This window comes from Clavibacter sp. VKM Ac-2872, assembly GCF_015351105.1.
Classification (GTDB): domain Bacteria; phylum Actinomycetota; class Actinomycetes; order Actinomycetales; family Microbacteriaceae; genus Clavibacter.
Window position 1 is genome coordinate 15916 of the sequence record NZ_JADKRR010000006.1, and the last position, 18919, is coordinate 34834.

Sequence of the window (18919 nt, forward strand, 5' to 3'; positions counted from 1 at the left end):
GCGCCACCGGCCGCACCAGGGGAGGATTCCGGTGAAGCGCGCGGACCTCCTGTCCTCCGCCGGGGCAATCGTCGCCATCGCGGCCATGTCCATGGCCATGATGGTGGGGATCCACGTCGCCGCGAACCTCGCCGGACTCACCGCGCCCGTGACCTGGAACCCCCTCGAATACGTCTGGGGCGTTCTCACACAGGAGATCCCCCTGCCTGCCGGATGGGGCCTCTGGGTGAGCGTGTTGGTGGCGATCGTCATCGGGCTGCTAACCGGCGTTCTCCTCCTTCTGAGCAGGTCTACTCCGGACGCAGCAACGGACTCGATCAAGTTGATGTCCGCGAACCCCATGAACGCGGTACTCCGGGAGCGGGCGCGGACCGTGGAGGCGAAACGGCTCCATCCGAACGCGGAGCGGGTGGGACCGGGGCAGAAGGTGGCGCGCATCGTCGGCACGCGGAAGTGGGTGTATCAGGGGTGGGAAGAGACGGGCGTGTACCTGTTCGGGACCCGCCGAGGGAAGACGTCGGGCGTCGTCGTCCGCCACGTCGTCGAGGCTCCCGGCGCGGCCATCATGACGTCGAACAAGATCGACGGCGTCGGGCAGGTACTTCGCGGACGTCGCGGACGCGGGCAGGCCTACCTCTTCGATCCCAACCGGATCTACCGGCACGAGGCCGGCCCCGACTTCGTGTTCAACCCGCTCGAGTACGTGGCATCGGCCGAGGACGCCCGCGAGCTCGCGGAGATCTTCGAGGCGTCGACGCGGAAGGAAGGGGACCGCGGCGGAGATCCGCAGTTCGACGAGCCGGGCCGCAACATGCTGGCGTACTTCCTCCTCGCAGCCGCGCTCGATGAGTTGCCGCTATCGCGGGTATATCGGTGGATCACCAAGCAGGACGCCGACGCGGTCGTGGAGATCCTGAACCGCCACGGGAGGCGAGGGCCGGCGGAGACGCTGCTGGGGATCGAGAAGTGGGCCGACCGGACCCGTCAGAGCGTGTACGCGACAGCGCAACGAATGGCCGGCGCGATGGCCTATGACGAGCTCCTCGAGTGGACGAGCGCGGAGGGGGTCCGCCGGTTCGACGTCGAGGCGTTCGTTCGGTCCGAGGACTTGTTGGTGCTGCTCTCGAAGGATGGGGTCGGGTCCGCCGGCGCCATCCTCACGTCGCTGGTGCGCGCCATCTGCAAGACCGGCGAACGACTCGCGCAGCGCTCAGGCGGCCGGCTGCCCGTCCCGCTGGTGATCGAGCTCGACGAGTGCGCCAACATCGTCCGGTGGCCGGCGCTGCCGTCCGTGTACTCGTTCTACGGCTCGCTGGGCATGCCGATCAACACCTACTTCCAGTCGAAGGACCAGGCGGTGGAGGCCTTCGGGCCGAACGGGTGGGGAGCGATCTGGGGCGCCGCAGTGACCCGCGTGTTCGGCGGCGGCGCCATGGATCCCGACTTCCTCCGCGGACTCTCCAACCTGATCGGGGAGCGCGACGAATCCACGCACAGCGAATCGACGCAGGACAGCGGCTCGTCGTCGACGTCAACGAGCACCAGGCGCGTCCCGATCCTCTCGGTCGACGATCTGGCCAACCTGCCCCTGTGGCGCGCGGTGGTCTTCAACTCCAACACCCGTCCTGTGATCGTCGACGCGCTGCCCTGGTTCCGCGACAGGAGGATCAAGGCGCTCATTGACGCCAAGGGCGCCGGCACACCCACGCCGAGCGCGACTGAGGAGGTAGCGGCGCATGACAAGTAGCGAGAGCCCCGAGGGCCAGGAGCTCGCTGTCGACGACGCCGGCACGGTCGTCAACGGCACAGCCCGCGAGCCCGCCGGCGCCGACGTCGCAGACGTCGACGCGGACCCGACGGTGGATGACCTCTTCGTCGAGTGGGTGGTGGAGCACTGCTCCATCGTCGAGTACGTGTGGAGCGAGAAGCGTCCGTCCTGGTGCCCGGAGTGGTGGAAGCACCCCGAGGCCGTCGAGCGCCTGTTCGCGCTCTGGACCGCCCGCACACAGGCGTACGCGAACGACGATGACCTCGCGGCCGCATCCTCCTGGTGGGTGTACCACTGGGACCACCACGCGCCGATCCTGTTCGACTCGCGCACGGGCCCGTTCCGCAACTGCGACAAGGCCCTGGGGCACCTGCATGAGAACGGGGGCGAGCGCACGCCCCTGGTGGACGCCGCGCGGCCGCCCGCCGGCTGGACGCGCTCGGCGCCGACGCAGTAGGCCCGCACAGACGACGATGGGGCACCCGAATCCGGGTGCCCCATCGTTGTGCCTGCAGCGGCTACCGCGCTGTGTCCTCGAGCCCGTACGCGCGGGGCTGCTGAGCCTGTGCGCGCTCTTGCTCGGCCGCGGTCGAGGTCTCCTGCGGTCGGAGCGTGATCCCGACCGCGCTCAGGCGCTCGGCGCGGGCCTCGCTGTCGAGGTGGAGCTTCGCGCGGATCCGGTCGATGACGGAGCGGGGCCCGGACTCGGCCTGCTCCGGACGCTCCTCCTCCGTCGAACGATCGAGGGGCACGTCGCGCACCGGTGCGGCGTCGACCCGCTCTTCGACAGCCGGTGCTGGGTCACGCTGCGCGACAGTGACGGCGCCCCGCTCGTGAAGGTCGGCGAGGATCCCCGCGCGCGCTGTCTCGACCGCATTGGCCCCCTGGCCCTCGGGTCCAAGCTCCGACTGCAGCGCGTCCCGGAACTCGGGCGACTCGACGGCCGCGGCGAGGTCGCCGCCGTGGTCGACGACCTGGCGCGCCCCGAACGGTTCCTGTCCCTCGGCCGCGGACGCGCGCGCGTTGTTCGCATCCGGGGTCTCCCCGTCGATGCCGAACGTGAGCGCTTCGGCTATCTGTGATGTCCGAAGGGTATCCGCGGCCGGTGCATGTTCGAGCGGCTCGTCGCGATTCGCGGCCGCCCACGCCTCGTGGCCGCGGTGCTCCGCCGCGGCCATGCCATCCACGATCTCTCGGAACGCGGCCGGGGTGGAGGGGTTGCGCCAACCGTTGATGCTCGCGATTTCGCGAAGCTCTCGTGACCGGATCTCGTCCGGCCCGAGCTCGCCGGTTCGCTCGACGGTGTCTGCGAGCTCGAGGTAGCGATTGATGCTCCCGGCGGTGCTGTTGTCGCGGACGCCGTCTTCCCGCATGAGTTCCGCGTGTCGACGGAGTTCGTAGGTCACCGCACTCCGCTGCAGCGGTGTCAAGGGCAACGCCTCTCCGTGGGCTTCAAAGTCCGAATCGGCGAGGTCAGACACCGGACCGGTTTCCACGGCCGCCCCCTGCTCGCGGGGATCCTCGAGCTCCGCGTAGTACGCGGACTCGTTGTCCCTTCGCCGGATCTCGTCGCGCTCCATGAGCCGTTCCGTCTCGTCGATGGGTTCAGCCGCTCGGCGCGCCTCGTGCGCGACTTCGGCGAGCTCCCGGAGCTCGTCTGAGGCGTCCCGGGAGTGGTCGTCCCAACCGGCGACGTCGGCGATCTCGGTGAGCTCCCACGACTGCAGGGCGACGAGCCCGAGTTCGCCTGTCTGTTCGATGCTGTCCGCGAGGTCGGTGTAGCGGCCGGCTGTCTCGAGAATGCTGTTGTTCACGCGCGCGACGTTTGCCTCGACGCGGCGCATCTCCTCGAGGGTTTCGGCCTCGTCATACTCGACGATGAGGACCTGCCCTCGTGCGATGTCGCGCGCGTAGGCGCGGAGCTCCTTGGTGAGGGCGGTCTGTTGGGTGATGCTGAGGCGGTACGCCTCGTTGGGGGTGCCGGCAGGGGAGCCGGTGGGACTGGTGTCGCTCATGGTGCTCTCTCCTTTGGGTTGCGCGGGCACCGGTGTGGTGCCCGGGTGGAACGGGATGTCTACCGTTCCCGGCCGTCATCCCCTCGAGCACGATCGCCGTCCTGTGGCGTGTGCTCGGGGTCAGTGGTGGTGCGTCCGTTCGCGCGGGCGTCGACGCCGGCACGGCGGAGCCGGTCGAGCCGGGCTTCGGACTCCGCACGCTTCTGGTCGCGGAGCCGGTCGGCGAGGGATCCCGGTGCCGACTGGGCGTGCTCTCGGAGCGCCGTGGACTTGTGCAGTGCCGTCACGCGGCTCTGCAGCTCGGCGCCGAGCGTCTTGTCGCGGTAGCCGGCGGGCACGGCGTCGGGCTCGGTTTCGTCGATGCCGTAGCGGCGCCGGAACAGGTCGACCTCCGCCGCGAGCCGGGTCCAGTCTGCCCGCCGCTCGTCCTCGGGCACGGTGCCGAGGCCCTGCGCCCATGCCGGCGGTTCCGCGGCGAGGGCGTCGCCGCGCTCTTCGAGGCGGGCGGCGAGGTAGTCGTATCGCTCGGCGAGGTGTGTCCGCCACGCGGGATCGGTGTGCGGGGAGTCGACGGGTGCGCGGTCGGCGATCCAGGTCGGCACGGCTTCCTCGAGCGGCGCCGGCGGGAAGGCGTTGGTGTAGGCGCGCACGTCGAGGTCGACGCGGGAGGCGAGCACGGCCGGCTTGTTGCGGGCGTTGTCGAACGTGTCCTTCTCCCACGCCTGGTACAGGGCGTCGGCGGGGTCGTAGCCTGCCCGCTCAGCGCGACGGAGCGAAGCCTCGAGCGCGCCCCACCCTTCGTCGCTGAGGAGCTCGCGGGCGACGCGGCGGCCGACGGCCTGCCGGGCGATGCGCTCGAACCGGGTCGCGTCGGCCCGCTCCGCGACGTCTTGGTACTGGTCGACCAGCACGACGAGATCTCCGACGCGGGTCTGCTCGGCCCGGATGGTCTCGTGCGCGCTGAGCATGCCGTCGAAGTTGTTGGCGATCTGCTCGAGGACGTCGCCCATGGTCTGCGCGTCGTCGGCCTCGACGTAGAGGCGGTTCGACTCCTTGCCGCGGGTCATGGCCACGTACGCCATCGCGCGGGTCGTGGAGCTGTCGGCGAGGACGTGGGAGGTGTCCGCGGTGAGGCCCTGGGCGCGGTGGACGGTGGCGGCGTAGCCGAGCTCGACGCTGCTGGCGACGTACTCGGCCGGCAGGACGACGCGGCCGCCGTGCCCGAGGTGGGTCACGGCGAGGGATCCGTCGCGGAGGACCTTGTCGACGCTCCACCGGTCGCCGTTCTTCACCCGGTCGCGGCCGCGGTCGGTGCGGAGCTCGTGGGAGTTGACGCGGCTAACGATGAGGTCGCCCTTGTGCGCGCTGAGCCCGTCGCGGAGGTCGACCCGGGCGCGGCCGGTGACGGTACCGTCGCTCATGCGGAACGCCTGCGCGCGGCCGTTGAGCTCGGCCACGGTCTCGTTCCGCTGCGCGAGCATCACGGACTGCTTGCCGGCGAGGACGTCGGCCTGCCAGGCGCCGAACACGACGCCGGTCATCCGGTCGACGTCGCCGGCAACGATGCGGCCTTCGCCGAGGTACCAGGCGAACGGGTCGCCGGACTGCAGGGGATCCCGGAGACGCTCCGACGCGGCCGCCTCCGCCGTGTTCGTGCTGCCGTCAGGGTTCCGGAAGCGGTGGATCGTGTCGAGCTTGATGGACCCCACCTCGCGCTCGAGGAGGCGGAGGGCGCCGCCGGCCTCGACGGCCGTGAGCTGGCGGTCGTCGCCGATGAACCGGACGTGCGCGCCGTGGAGCTCGGCCACACGGACGACCTTGGCGAGGTTGACGGTGCCCGCCATGCCGGCCTCGTCGACGACGATCACGTCACCGGGGGAGAGGTCGACGCCCTCGATCGGGCCCTCGTGCCGGTTGAGCTCGTCGAGGCTCCCGAGGCCGTAGGTGAACGAGTGGATGGTGCGGGCGGAGACCTCGAGCGCGTCGGCCATGACCTGCGCAGCCGCGGCCGACGGGGCAAGCGCCAGGAGCCGGCCGCCCTCGGCCTCGACCGCGCGCGCGGCGACGCGGAGCGCGGTGGTCTTGCCGGTGCCGGCAGGGCCAGAGCCGACGAGCAGGCGTGTGCTGGATGTCGCGAACTCCCCGGCGAGGGCGAGCTGTCCGGGGTCGAGCTTGTGCTCGCTGCCGGCCTGTTCCTCTTCGGCGATGCGGTCGAAGGTCTCGCGGCTCACGGGCCGGACTGTGCGGTCGCGGGCGGCATCCAGCAGCAGCTCCTCCGCCTCGAGGACGGTGCTCGAGGTGAACAGCTGCCGGCCCTTGTGCTCGTAGATGCTGGCGCCATCTCGGCGAGTGAGCGGGGCGAACGCGGCGTGCGGGCCATCCGGGGTGAGGGCGAGGGAGTCCGTGCCGAGAGCGCGGCGGGTGATGGCCTCCGCGGCGTCCTCGGGCACGTCGATGCCGGCGATGCGCGCGCCCTGGATGTACCGGCGGGCCTCGGCCTCGATCATGTGCGGGCCCCAGACGGGGTGGTACTCGGACACGGTCTCCACGACCTGCCTGGCGGCCTCCTCGACGTCGAGGGTCTCCGGCACCCGGGGAGTCTCGGCGCGGTCCCGAGCGGCCGCCCGAGCGCTCGCGAGGAGACCCATGACCGTGTGCGTCCCAACAGCCTCGGTCGCTCGTGCGCGCCACGAGTCGCGGAGCGCGGCGAGGGATCGGCCGCTGTCCTTCATGGGCCGGGTGTCCAGGGTCGCCTGCTGCGCGAGCTTGATGCGGGCCGCCTGGTTTGGGGTGCGCGCGTGCTCGGCGGTGTACTCCCGCTCGAGGTTGGCGAGCTGCTTGCGGATGTTCGTGGACCGGGTCGAGAACCCCGTGAGGAGGCCCTGGTCGACACCGGCGATCTCGACCACGGGCCGCTTGCCCGCCGTGACGACGCGGTGCTCGGTGGTGACCCCGAGGGCGCCACAGACCCGCTCCATCACGCGGGAGTTGTAGAACTCCGAGGCGGCCACGCCCTGGCGGTGGAGGAGCTTGGAGTCGATGGTGCGCCACTTGCCGTCGGACCCCTTGACCTTGTTCGCGACGACGAGGTGGTCGTGCAACTGCGGGTCGCCGGTGCGGGAGTCGTAGTGCCGGAACCGGGTCGCGACGATCCCGCCTTCGACGTCGATCTGCGCGACACCGTTGCGGCCGGCGCGGGTGGCCACGGCCTCGCGCTCGAGGTACTTCACCGTGTCGGCGATGGCATCCTCGTGGGCCTGCTCGATCACGCGGCGCGTCTCGTCGTCGCCGAGGCCCCACAGCGTGGAGACGCTCTTGGCAGGGGAGAACACGAGGTCGAACCCGGCCACGGCCTGCTGCGTCGGACGCGATGCGGCGGTGATGTACCGGCCGAGCTCCTCCTTGTCCGCGGGCTCGCGGCCCTTCGCTTCACGGAACGCCCGCGCGCCCTCGCGGGTGCGAATAGCCCGACGCTCGGCGGCGTCAGGCTCGCGGTGATTCATGCGCTCGAACCGGGCGTAGCCCTCGTCGATCTTCTCCCGGAGGTCGCTGCCGCCGGCCCCGTAGGCGTAGTACGCGCGACCGAGCTTGGCCGCCGCGGTCGCCTCCTCGACGCTCGCGCCGGCAGCCTGCGCCTGCGCGATGATGCGCTCCGCGTCCGGGTGCAGACCCTCGCCGTAGAGCGCCTTCATCTGCTCCTCGGTGACAGCGCCCGAGACGCCCAGCGCGTCGAGCCCAGAGCCCATCCAGACGCCGGGAGGGTTGCCCTCCGCGGTGTAGTAGTCACCGAGCTCGCGGCCCGCCTCCCGAGGCACGTCACCGGTCACCGTCTCGCTCGTGTAGTACGCATACCCGTCCCCCGCGGAGAGGATGTGCATGGTCATCACGGGGCACAGGTTACCTCACTGATCCGAGATGCCAGAGGTGTGACAGATCGATGACTGAGGAACGAGGGAGCTGATTGGCCAGCTTCGTAGAAGCTGCGGGGGAAGAGCGGAGACCGCGAAGTGAGCGAGCCGAGGGAGGAACGACCGATGGAGAGCGAACGAGAGCGCGTCGTAGCTCTTCCGCCGAGCCGCCGCCGGCGGCCGGCGGGGGAGTGGGCTCGGCGTGCCGAGCTCCGTCATCCCCGGCGAGGACGCGTCCGATCCAGGCCGGGGCATAATGGGCCCCCCGAGACCACAGAGAGAGGCCCAGATGGCTGAGGTACGAAAGTCCGCGCGGCAGGTGGAAGCACGTCGTCGTGCGCGGGAACAAGCTGCCGCGTTCCGTGCGCAGCAGGACCAGCTAGAGCAGCTCGCGGCCGACTACTTCGTGGCGGCGGACGTGCTCGAGGAGATCGACGAGCGCGCGGAGCAGGAGATTCAGGCGGTGCGCGAACGCGCGGCCAGCGAGCGGGCGGCGAAGTCGACGGAGCTCGACGCGGTCGTCCAGACGATGCTCTCGCTCGGCGTCTCCCGGAAGGAGGTCGCTGACCGGCTCGGCATCGCAGTACGCGACGTCAAGAAGGGACCGACGAGCGGGCGCACGAGCGCGCCGGCGGATGATGACGAGCAGCGCATCGACGACCAGCAGGCGCCCGAGTCGCACGACGGGGATCACGCGTAGCGGTTGCGTAGTAGGCGTTAGGTTCGGTCCGGATCACCACAGGGTGGGTTGATCCGGACCGATGCCGTTAAGGGCTCGGCGGATGCGGTCAGGATCCCACCCATGGGCCTTCACCGCGTCGCGCAGCTCGTGGGAGCGGCGGGCGCGCTCGGCCCGCGGTAGACCCCGGTAAGGCGTCGTCGTCCACCGGTTAGAGTGCCGTCCCCTCTGCGCGCGATCGAGCATGTTCGTCCGGTGCGTGCCGGGCGCGAGGTGCGACGTCGCCGCGTCAACGTCAACGTGCACGCAGATGGGCACATCGCACGAGTGCAGCAGCAGAATCGACGAGGCGAGAGCCTCGCCGGTGACGTCCTGGTACGCGTAGCGCGAGGGCCGCACGGAGCGCTGCCCGCGTCCGGGGACGTCGATCCAGAACCGGCCGTATCCGTCGTCGGAGACGGCGCCGGTCCAGATCCAGCAGTCGTGCACATCGGGTCCCTTGACGACGTGTCGCCAGAACCGTTCCCGCTCCGAGATGTTCACAGCGGCCATCGTCCTGCAGCCAATGACGAAGACCTAGATGGCGCGCGGTGGTAGTTCAGCGCGGGATGGGCCGCACCCGCGCAGGGCTACCTCTCGCGGTCGCCGGCGCCGCGTGCGGGCTCACGCGCAGTCGGGTTCTCGTACCACCCCGGCCCCGCCCGTGACGGACCTACGATCGGGGCTGAGGGCTTCCCCTGCGCGGCACGGAGGGCAGCCAGATCGCGCTGAGCGCGTCGGTCGCGGCCGCCCTCTGCAGCAGATGCCTCCGGCGCGCGTTGGACGGGTCGGTCGACGGCGATCTGTCGGAAGACGGGGATGAGCTCGGCTGGGTGCGGCTCGTACGCGAACAGGTCAGGGCCGGACCACTTCGACGCCTCGTTCCATTGGCCGGGATCCACGCGGTCGTAGTCGAGAGTGAAGCACGAAAGCTCGGCGACGTGCTCCATGAACACCTTGGAGGTGCGCCCGTTGCCTTCGCGGAAGGGATGCGCCTGGTTGAGGTAGGCGAAGACCGTTGCGGCACGCTCTCCGAAGCCGTCACGGTCCAGGTCCATCCACGGTGTCGCGTCAACGAGCCGATGCACGTCGCTGAGGTAGCGGTCGACAGCGCCGCTCGCGACGTCGGCAAATTCGACAGGCGTGCCCTTGTAGATGGGGACCGTCCGATACTCGCCGGCCCAGTCGTAGACGTCCTGAAACAGGTAGCCGTGGATCGCGCGCACGTGGTCGGCGTCGAACCTCCGGGGGATGCCGACCTGTCCGCTCATGAGCTCGGTCTGACGGTCGATCGTCGCCGCGTACTCGAGCCCTGCGAGGACGTCACGGTCGCGCTCACCGAAATGGTTGCGCAGCGTGCCGGTCATGGCGACCGGGTCATAGGTCTCCGGGTAGAAGTACCCCGCCCACAGGTCCCGCTCCGCTGCCATCAGCTGGCGAGGACCGTCACCTTCCGGCGACGCTCCGCAGCCTCGCGCGAGCGTCGTATGTACTCGTCGCGGTCGATCGCTCCCCGCACCTTGTCCGTCAGGTTCTCCACGTCCTCGCGGTTGGGCTCCCAGCCCTCGTGCCACGCCGAAGCGAGCGACTGCACGACAGCACGCCGCTGCGTCGCATCGAGCTGTGCGAATAGCTCAGGCCAGCGCTGCTCGATCTCGAACTGTTCAGCCATGACAGCCCCCTTCGTGGTGCACCAATTCTACCAAATCGGGCCCCTGCACGGAGGTTTCTTCAGTGCCCTACCGGCATAGGGCCGCCGGTGATGCCAGCTGGTTCACGCGCGGGCGAGGCCGCTGAGCGTGATCCAGATGCCACGATCACGGAATGGACGAGGGCTCTCCTCGAGGGCAAGGTCGCGGTAGATGCCCGGCGTCGACGCCCACCACACCGCCGGCGCGACCGAGCGCCACGCGGCGGAGGTCCAGGCCGGAGGAGTCCACCCGTCCCGCTCGGCGAGGTACTCGGCCAGCGCCGCGAAGGAGGCGTCGAGCTCGACGGATCCGGTCGGCGCCGGTGCCTCCGTGAACACGCCGGCGGCCAGCTCGGCCCCGCCACGGCGGCACGTCGACGTGTAGTCGTCGAGGGTCTGCAGGACACCGATGGGACGACTTCGATGACGAGACGCCGTCGAAGCCCCTATCCCCCTACGAACTGGACTTGACCGATGGCGGCAGCGTCGCAGGTCGAGTCTGCGAGGTGTGCACGTTCGACGAGTCGGTGGTCTGGTTCGAACCGATCGCAGACGACCCTGCGGGTGGCAGTGTCTGCTCGGAGTGCGGCACCGTGTATGGCGTCGACGGCTTCCGGAACCGTGAGCGTACGGAGGCTCGTCGTGCCGCCGGCATCGAGCCCGGGCAGTCCTTCACGCGGCCATACCCCTGGAGGAAGTAGGACACGAGTCCTGGGCGGGCCCAGTGGTCCTCAGCGGCGTACCGCGTCGCCGTCGACAGCCGCGGGCACGGTCGCGGTTGCTCGAGTGGCTGTGGCGCGGACGCGATACTCGATACCCCCTTGGAGGCCTTCCCACATCCGGGTCCAGCTCAGAGCCTCCGGTAGGCCTCGAGCACGACCGCCAGGCTGTTGCGCTCATCCCTGTGGGAGCTGATCGACGCCTCGAAGTCCGTTACCGCGTCCTGCGTTGTGATCCTCGTGCCCAGCAGCCAGACCTCCGGCTGCCGCCCATAGCCGGCGCGCTCGAGGAAGGTCTCGCGCGTGGTCGGATTCCACATCAAAGACCACGCCCCCTCGTCGTTGAAGTCGTCGTCTTCATCGCGGCGCCAACGGCCGGGAAAGGACAGCCCGTCAAGTACGAAGTGGTCGGGCTGCTGGTGCGCCAAGCGGCGGCCGTCCGCGTCCACGAACTCCTGCGGCGAGAAGACCTGGAACCCGAGAGGCGATGTGTCGCGTCGCGCGTGCTCCGCTTCCAGACGCTCCCGGGCTGCCTGCTCCTGGCGCTCCACACGCGACGCCTCGACCGACACGTACATCTCCTCGAGCCAGGCTCCGACTTCGTAGAGCTCGGTCTGGATCTCACGCACGCGATCCTCCGCATGGTGAAGGTCGGCCCAGGCGTCCTCGAGCCTCTTCTCGACATCTCTGAGATGAGCCCTCTCACGGATGGCGAGATCCTGCACCTTCCCGAGCACCCGGACAGCGACGTTACGATCCGCGCGCTCGGCCGTCCGACGCTCTAGCTCCTCATCCACTGCCCGACTGGCAGCGTTACGACGTTCGATGAGACGGTCGACGTTCTCCCTGCTCGAGACCTCGTGCCCGGTCCACACCTGCAATCCGTTCGCGAGGTCCTGCTCGTACCCCAGGTAGGCCACGTGCTCCGGCGCTGTGTGGTCGGGCTCGTAGGCTTCGATGCCCGTGAAGGCCCGCAGCTCGGCCAGCGTCTCTAGTGTCGCTTTCTGCCTTGCCGCCTCGACAGCCCTGTCGAATGCTTGCTGCTCCCGTGTGGTGACCATCTTGTTCCCCCTGTTGTCGCTACCAGTGATCAGGACCGAGCGGATACATGCACCCCAGCGCAGGGTGGATCTGCTCCGCGACGAATGTACCCAGCCGCGCTCAGCTGGCGTCCACGGATTGGAACCCGCGCCGCCGCCGCCGATCTCCATGTCGCAATTGACAGCCGCGCGATGTCTCCCCCCTACTTGAAGATGGGCGAGATGGCGGGGAGCAGGTCAGGTGGTGTCACCCCTTGGGTTCAAGATGTGAGCTTGCTGTCATGCGTCTCTCGACGCGGCTTCCTCCTCTACGGTTACGTAGTGCATGTCTTCTGCGCGCCCGCGCGGTCTTGACCCGATCACGGTGTGCTTAGTGCACACGCGGATGATCATGCCCGCATCCCGCTCACATCAAGGCCAGTCTGGTGCTGGCCTTCTTCGCCCCTGGCGTCACCCACGCGGTTCCTGTCAGATACAGGGCATGGACGCTCTTGCGCTCCCGTGACATAGTGAGTGCATACGATCTTGGTACGTTGTATGGCCGATTACGGCCGCACAGACACGGACCTCCACCTCGAACTAGCCAGCCCACGGGCTGGCTTTTTTCATGCCCGAGCGCGCCCGCGAGCATCCCGCCGACACTTTTTCGGCCAAGTCGATCCTCAGCGGCGTACTGCCGACATGACGGCTGAGCAGATCGAGCGCCCGTGGCGCCCTCCCCTTCTGCACCCACCGCGAGCTCGCCGTGGGTGCGTCCCAAACTCACCACGCCGTCCGGCGCGGTGTCGCCCCGACACGCCTGCGTGTCGCCTGCGGAGAGGTTCGCGATGACGATCCTGCTTCCCGAGATACCAGGGGATGTGATCCTCCAGATGGCTTTCCTTGGCTCCGGCCTGGTCTTGCTCGCGCTCGGTGTTGTGACGCGGCTCGCGTACATCGTGCTGCTCGGCAAGAACGGCACGCCCGCCAAACGCCTCTCGAAGATCCTCAAGTCCTGGCCCCGCAAGCCCTAGCGGGCGCGGAACTCGAAAAAGCACCCCCTCATCGCTTAAGGAGAGCTCTGTCTTCAAGCGTCTCAGCAGGGGATCGCCCAACGGTCGTGGGGCAGTCACCCGTCAGTCGTGAGGTGCCTCATACTTGACCAGGCGCGTAGCAGCGAGCGTTCCGACAACAACCGACGGAACGAGTACCAGCGCGGCCAGCCCGTGGGCGATGAGTGCGAGCGCCACGAGAGCAGACACGAGGCAGACCAACAACAGAACGAAGTTCGCGACGTTGAGCCGGCGATGCGCGTCTTGCCTATGCGTCGCTGTCACCTGCCGCCCTCCTGTGCTCCTTCACCTTTACCACCGTCCACGTGGTCCTGCTGCGACCGTTTTTCGTCTTTATGTTCGCGCGGATCTTCAGCTTGAAGATGTCGTCCTTGCGGATGGCCAGACCACCGGCGATCTTGGCCAGGAAGTCCTTGTCGTCCATGACGGCGGTGCGTGTCTCGTCCTTCGTCTTGACCTTCCACTTCCGAGGATTGTCGAAGTCCACCGCAGACATCTGGGCTTCCCGGGTGAACTTCGTGTTCTTGTCTGTGACGTCATCCTCCGGCTTCACCGCGTCGTAGTCCGGCTTCTTGAGCACCAGTGTTTCCGGGGCAGCCTGCCCTTCGACGGACGGAGAGAGGGTCACATCGAGTGACTTGACTCGCCCGTCGCTGAGCGGAGCCATGATCTGCCGCAGGTGCTTCTTACGCCGACGCTTGCGGACCTTCAGCTCGTTCCAGACCGCGGTAGGGACTTCATCGAGGGTGTCGTCCTGCCATGTGATCTGGGTCAGGCCAGTGTCCGGGTCACTCACGGCCCCCTTCACGTCGGCACGAGCAGACCTGGTGGACCATTCGAGAAGCTTCCCGAGCGTCGGGAACCCGGTCGCTCCTGTCACCGCGGTGACGAGGACCGCGTTGTTCGTCAGGAGCTCATTCGCGATGCGGATGACCTCGATGACGAACGAGCCCTCCTGCGCTGGGCGCACCAGGACTTCGGAATTCGCGGGACCGTCGCCGTTGAAGACGCCCGCCTGGTCGAAGTCGCTGGTGAGACCGACAAGCCCCTGAAGCACTTCCGCTACGTGGGACGCCCGCAACTCATGGAGAGCGGAACCGTCGCTCCCCTGCCCGTCGAAGCGGAGGGTCAAGGAGTCGACGATGCGCTGGAAGGACTCGCCCGCTTCATCGGGCTCAGTGGAGTCCTCAGAGTCCCCGAGCTCGATGGGCTCGCCGGGGTCGGACGGTGTGGCGGGCATGGTTAGAAACCTATACGTGGAGTCAGGCCGCTGGCGGCGTTGCCGCGCTCAATAGGAGTCCGATAGGGGATCCCTACCCGGACCACCATGGCGACGGGTGGCCGCCGCGGAACCATGCGTCTCAGGTAAGTGGTCCGGCAATTGTTTCGGTGAGGGGGCCTCACCTGAGACACTGGACGCATGGCTGGACAGCTCATCGGGTACGCCCGCGTCTCGACCGACGAACAGGACGTCACTGCGCAGCGGGACGCCCTGGCTGTGCTCGGCATCACGCCGGATCGGATCTACGTCGACCACGGCCTTACGGGCACGAACCGGAACCGTCCTGCGCTCGGGAAGGCGCTCGAGGCGTGCTGGAGGGGTGACACGTTCGTAGTCACGAAGCTCGACCGCCTGGCGCGGTCGATCAGCGACGCACGCAACATCGCCGACGAGCTCGCCGCCAAGGGCGTCGTGCTGAGCATCGGCGGATCCGTGCATGATCCGACCGACCCGACAGGCCGGCTCCTGTTCAACATGCTCGCGATGTTCGCCGAGTTCGAATCCGACCTCATCCGTGCGCGCACTCGCGAGGGCATGAAGGTCGCCGCCAAGAAGGGCAAGCTCAAGGGCGGCAAGCCCAAGCTCTCCCCCGCCGCCGAACGGCACCTCGTCGCGCTGCACCGGGCCGGCGACCACTCGATCAGCGAGCTCTGCGACCTGTTCTCCATCGGCCGCGCGACCGTCTACCGCGCTATGGATCGACATCCAATCCAGGAGGGCGGACAGGTCACGCTCCCCCGCGTCGACGGCGACCCGGAACAGTAGGCACCTCCGCGCTACGGCTGGACGGTGCACAACCCACTCGCATCAGCCTCACGAAGGAGTACACCTCGGATCGTCGCTGAGAGGCGGCCCGGATGCGCCGCATCAGCCGCGGTCCGGCAATCGGAAGGTGTACACATGCGTCACATCCGGAACCACCACGCGCTAGCCGCCATCGGGGCCGCAGCACTCCTGCTCGTAGCATCCATCCCCTCGCAAGCAGCGCTTGCCAGTACAACTCGAACGGTCGTGACGCCGATGGGCTTCGGCGGCTACGACGCGGCCGCGGCAAAGGCCCAAGGCTTCGAGTTGCAGACCGTCAACGGACGCACCGTCCCCGTCCCTGTCACCGACGACGCCAAGAGGCAGTGGGCAGAGGCATCCGCGGATGGCGCGGCTGTCGTTTACCCGGACGGCACAGTGGAGGGCAACTGCGGCTCCTCGACCGTGACCGCGGTCTACAACGGCGGGAACACGATTCGAGTCGTCACGAGCTACGTCGTGAAGGCACCCGCCGTCGACCACGCATGGTTCGTCGATGAATCCCTCATCGCCACCGGCACGAAGGTGCACCAGTTCAACTTTTCGGGCCTGAGCACTGGCCGGCTCAGCTGGACGAGCGACCCGCAGATCTCGCCCGCGATCCGCGACACGCAGCAGGGCGGCAGCACGCAGGTGACCCTCGGGTCACACGCCGTGCTCCTCGGCGGCTTCGTGTGCTACTCCGGGGGCCCCATCGACGTCTTCTGAGACCGCCGCCCGGTCAGCTCATCGAGAGACCAGTGCGGAGCGCGGAGGGGTACAGGTCAGGGTCCCTCCGCGTTCCCGCGGCAACGGTCATGAACTCCGGTCCATTCCATTCGGCTCCGCCAGAAGGCTTGTACGGCATGACGAAGATTTGCCGGAGGCCGTGGCGCCACGCCGCAACGGCGTCCGGCAGCGCGCGGCGCTCGGGAGACTCGAACACGGTGGCTGTCTTCAAGCCATCCAGGGCCGCCATCCAGTTAGAGAATGCGGCCTGGTCGATGCCGTCCCACCCGTGCTCTCGACTCCACCACACAGGCCCGGTGATGCCGAAGTGCCGTGCAAGGTCCGTCTTGTCGCCGTAGTCACCCTGAGACCGAGCGTTCCAGTAGATGTTCGCCCGCCACACCTCCGCCCAGCGAAGCTCGAGGGACGCGAGGTCCCAGTGCGCCGGCCGCTTCGACGTCCCCACCGACGGCGCAGGCTCCAGCTCTGGGATCTGAATCCACGGAGAGAGCTCCCACGCGTGCTTCACATACAGCAGCTCCATCAGCGGACGCGGGAACTCCGTGATCGTCAGCTCCATCTCCGCCGGCCACTCGACATCGTGCGGTACGCGTTCGAAGTGCATGCCATGCTCCCCTCGTCTGGTCTACAGCAGTGTGCACCTCTTGCCTCCCGTGGCGCGTGAAGCGCTCACCGAGCTGGATGCTCGGCCCGCACGTGCTGAACGACGCCGCATTCTCCTGGCCGGACGTCCTGACACCTCGACAAAGCTGCTCGGCCGGCGGCTGGCGGCCTGGAGGGGTGCTGGTCGCCAGCGGACCGGGCGCTCGCCTGAGGCCACGCCAAGGAAGGCGGACCGGTCTCGCTTCCTCGGATCGGTGATGCGGAACAGGAGGCGCCTGCGGGACATGCTTGCGGGACGCTCGCGGCCGCGATACTTCGCGGTTTGCTCCGGCCCCGTGCGGGACGTCCCGCAACCCAAGGGTTACGGGATCGCGAAGGAGTCAACTGCTTCGACACCGGCCGGTGCGCATGCAACGCGCTCCAGTGGAAATGTACGACTTGTACTACATCCTGCATAATGCCGCCTGGATCAAAACCCGCTGGCCGCGATGGACAGGTCGCCTTCTCGTGCGGCGACCGCGATCCAAAAATCCTGTGGGACGTGTCTGCGCGGACGGTCCCGCCACGGAACTCCTGGCCACTCTCCGCGTGACTCGAAGGACATCGAAGCAACCACCGCTGACGCGAGTCCATGAGGTCATCACCACGAGCGCGCAATGAGGGGTGTGTAGAAAATTCGCGGACGCCTCGTGGCGTGGCCACCCTAGGCGCTACCGATCCCACCGACAGAGGGGGTTCCATGCAACCCAAACAGGTCCATCGCCTCAACTCCGGCCAAGCCCGGGAGCAGGCTCCTTCACCCACCGGATCCCCACTCGACGAGATCGACGGAACATTTGACTACGTCGTCGTCGGCGGCGGCGGAACCGCGGCCGCTTTCATCGATGCCACGTTAAGGCAACGCCCAGAGGCGCGGGTCCTGGTCCTCGAACAGGGGGGCTCGATGACTCCCACACATCCGCAGAACCTCGGTGTCTCGTACCAGCCCCTGATGGCTTCGATGGGAGCATCGCCATGGGAGTCCGACGGCGACCTTTCGCTGGCTCCGCAAGTTCCACATCTCGGGGGGCGCACGCTCGTGTGGAGCGGCTCGTGTCCACAACCGACGCGCGATCAGCTACGCAGCTGGCCCCGAGACATCATCGACGACCTCGACGCACACTGGCATGACGCCCGGAGTTGGCTCGGAGCGCGTCCCGCAGTGGACACCGGTCCCGAGTACGCCGCCTTGCATACAGCCATACGAAAGTCATCCGTGCGAGCCACCGTTCGCCAGAGGAGTCTCGTCACCCCCGCGTGCGACAAGGACCTCGATGCGCCGCTCGCCTACTTACCTCATGTCGACGGCGGAGGCCAAAAGTTCGCCGCCATCGTCCCGCTCGTACGCGCAGCGGCTGATCACAACGGCGTCCAGATCGTGACCGGTTGCATGGTCCATTCGCTGTCGGTGATGAACGGTGAAGTCGTAGCCATACGCACGCAGCACGGCGATGTTGACGTGCGCGGTTCACGGGTCATCCTCGCCGCCGGTAGCGCAGAAGCGACCAGCATCGTTCTGCGTTCACCGGAGCTGGGCACACCTCTCGCCGGAGAACGCCTATCAGTTAGCGGCGCCAGTTTCTTAACTTGCCGCATTCCACGTACTGCTTTTCTCGGCCTGTCACACGACCGACCAGAGCTCGCCGCGCTCTACATCAACGGCACGGCAGGGCCGCGAGATTTCCACCTGCACCTCACGGCCGCTGCCGCATCCGCGCCTGCACGGGATCTTCAACGCGTCTTCCACTTGTTGCCGGACATGTTCGGGGAGGGCACGCCCGAGCGCATGTGCGACCCAGAGCACGTGGTCTTGCTCGTCCACGGGCTGTGCCAAATCGGCGAAGACATGAACAGGATCTGGATTGACACGCGTGGGCGGACCATCAGCTCCATCCACCTCGACGACTTCGACAGGCACGTCTGGGACCAGATGGACGAGGCAATCGATGCGGTGGTGTCCTCGGTCGCCGGAGGCGCGCGAGTCGAATACTGGAATGCCGTTGAGGGCCAATGGCAGGGGCGCGTTCCGACCCGGCGGGTGCCGACGGCGTTCCACGAGACAGGGACGCTGCGCATGGGCACCGACGCGGCAAGCTCGGTCACCGACATCTGGGGTCGACTCCGAGGTACAACCAACTTGTTCATCCTGGGCGGCGCCGCATTCCCGTTCCACGGTTCATGGAATCCGTTCCTCACCATGGTCGCGCTTGCCCGGCGGCTGGCGCAGGAGCTCGAGAGACGCGGACACCACGGAGGGGACGAGGAACAGCAATGATCCTGCCGAACCACGATGATGCCCTTCTTACCCAAGCGCCACGCGACAGCGCCGGCGGTGGCGGAGCTGCGCTGGCACCCAGAGGTACTGCTCCAGCGCCTGCGCGTCACCATGACAATCTGATCGCGATCGTTGGAGCGACAGGAACGGGGAAGACAGATTTCTCCGTTGAAGTTGCAATTCGGTATCGCGAACTGGGTGTGACCGCGGAGATCGTCAATGCCGATGCCATGCAGCTTTACCGAGGCATGGACATCGGGACCGCCAAGATTCCTGT

17 protein-coding genes are annotated in these 18919 nt (G+C 68.0%); 8 read left to right on the forward strand and 9 right to left on the reverse strand.

All coding sequences use genetic code 11. The annotated features are described in order from the left end of the window. Positions 1–31: 31 nt before the first annotated feature. Positions 32–1747, forward strand: coding sequence for a TraM recognition domain-containing protein (locus ITJ40_RS16545; protein WP_194668125.1), 1716 nt, complete (start codon positions 32–34; stop codon positions 1745–1747). Continuing rightward, positions 1737–2225: a DUF4913 domain-containing protein gene (locus tag ITJ40_RS16550; protein WP_194668126.1), complete on the forward strand. Its 489-nt coding sequence runs from the start codon at positions 1737–1739 to the stop codon at positions 2223–2225. Before ITJ40_RS16545 ends, ITJ40_RS16550 begins: the two co-directional genes overlap by 11 nt. 61 nt (positions 2226–2286) lie before the next feature. Here the strand turns inward: ITJ40_RS16550 and ITJ40_RS16555 are convergent, their stop codons facing one another. Both ITJ40_RS16555 and mobF read right to left on the reverse strand, forming a co-directional pair. Continuing rightward, positions 2287–3783 (reverse strand): hypothetical protein, encoded by a 1497-nt coding sequence (locus tag ITJ40_RS16555; protein ID WP_194668127.1) that lies wholly within the window; start codon positions 3781–3783, stop codon positions 2287–2289. Positions 3784–3842: 59 nt separating this feature from the next. Beyond that, on the reverse strand, positions 3843–7667 hold the full coding sequence (gene mobF / locus ITJ40_RS16560; RefSeq protein ID WP_194668128.1) for a MobF family relaxase: 3825 nt from the start codon (positions 7665–7667) through the stop codon (positions 3843–3845). Between the two features lie 313 nt (positions 7668–7980). On the opposite strand from mobF, the gene ITJ40_RS16565 reads away from it, so the two are divergent. Beyond that, a complete protein-coding gene (locus ITJ40_RS16565; RefSeq protein ID WP_194668129.1) occupies positions 7981–8391 on the forward strand; it encodes a hypothetical protein in 411 nt (136 codons plus the stop codon). 33 nt (positions 8392–8424) lie between these two features. Here ITJ40_RS16565 and ITJ40_RS16570 read toward each other — a convergent pair whose 3' ends face one another. The 5 genes from ITJ40_RS16570 to ITJ40_RS17175 all read right to left on the reverse strand — a co-directional run bounded on the left by ITJ40_RS16570 (position 8425) and on the right by ITJ40_RS17175 (position 11879). Beyond that, on the reverse strand, positions 8425–8913 hold the full coding sequence (locus ITJ40_RS16570; RefSeq protein ID WP_194668130.1) for a hypothetical protein: 489 nt from the start codon (positions 8911–8913) through the stop codon (positions 8425–8427). Positions 8914–8999: 86 nt separating this feature from the next. Further along, positions 9000–9776 carry a Fic family protein gene (locus tag ITJ40_RS16575; protein ID WP_228512773.1) on the reverse strand — a complete coding sequence of 259 codons (777 nt, stop codon included), beginning with the start codon at positions 9774–9776 and terminating at the stop codon, positions 9000–9002. A gap of 62 nt (positions 9777–9838) precedes the next feature. After that, entirely contained in the window at positions 9839–10081 is a 243-nt protein-coding gene (locus tag ITJ40_RS16580; RefSeq protein ID WP_194668132.1) for a hypothetical protein, read from the reverse strand. A 102-nt stretch (positions 10082–10183) separates the two neighbouring features. Continuing rightward, a complete protein-coding gene (locus ITJ40_RS16585; protein WP_228512775.1) occupies positions 10184–10438 on the reverse strand; it encodes a hypothetical protein in 255 nt (84 codons plus the stop codon). 511 nt (positions 10439–10949) lie between these two features. Next, the gene (locus tag ITJ40_RS17175) at positions 10950–11879 is read right to left on the reverse strand and encodes a hypothetical protein (RefSeq protein WP_228512777.1); all 930 of its coding nucleotides are present in this window, start codon (positions 11877–11879) and stop codon (positions 10950–10952) included. 806 nt (positions 11880–12685) lie between these two features. On the opposite strand from ITJ40_RS17175, the gene ITJ40_RS16595 reads away from it, so the two are divergent. Beyond that, positions 12686–12871, forward strand: coding sequence for a hypothetical protein (locus ITJ40_RS16595; protein WP_194668133.1), 186 nt, complete (start codon positions 12686–12688; stop codon positions 12869–12871). Positions 12872–13157: 286 nt separating this feature from the next. On the opposite strand, the gene ITJ40_RS16600 is transcribed toward ITJ40_RS16595, so the two are convergent. After that, on the reverse strand, positions 13158–14150 hold the full coding sequence (locus ITJ40_RS16600) for a hypothetical protein (RefSeq protein ID WP_228512779.1): 993 nt from the start codon (positions 14148–14150) through the stop codon (positions 13158–13160). 180 nt (positions 14151–14330) lie between these two features. Here ITJ40_RS16600 and ITJ40_RS16605 point away from each other — a divergent pair, with 180 nt between their 5' ends. Next, positions 14331–14957: a recombinase family protein gene (locus ITJ40_RS16605; protein ID WP_194668134.1), complete on the forward strand. Its 627-nt coding sequence runs from the start codon at positions 14331–14333 to the stop codon at positions 14955–14957. Between the two features lie 246 nt (positions 14958–15203). Then, positions 15204–15704: a hypothetical protein gene (locus ITJ40_RS16610; RefSeq protein WP_228512781.1), complete on the forward strand. Its 501-nt coding sequence runs from the start codon at positions 15204–15206 to the stop codon at positions 15702–15704. Positions 15705–15717: 13 nt separating this feature from the next. On the opposite strand, the gene ITJ40_RS16615 is transcribed toward ITJ40_RS16610, so the two are convergent. Next, a complete protein-coding gene (locus ITJ40_RS16615; RefSeq protein WP_194668136.1) occupies positions 15718–16329 on the reverse strand; it encodes a hypothetical protein in 612 nt (203 codons plus the stop codon). Between the two features lie 738 nt (positions 16330–17067). On the opposite strand from ITJ40_RS16615, the gene ITJ40_RS16620 reads away from it, so the two are divergent. After that, a complete protein-coding gene (locus tag ITJ40_RS16620; RefSeq protein WP_194668137.1) occupies positions 17068–18642 on the forward strand; it encodes a GMC oxidoreductase in 1575 nt (524 codons plus the stop codon). Continuing rightward, positions 18639–18919, forward strand: a 281-nt coding sequence (locus tag ITJ40_RS16625; RefSeq protein WP_304520229.1) for an isopentenyl transferase family protein, incomplete at its 3' end; no start/stop codon positions are given. The genes ITJ40_RS16620 and ITJ40_RS16625, both read left to right, overlap by 4 nt.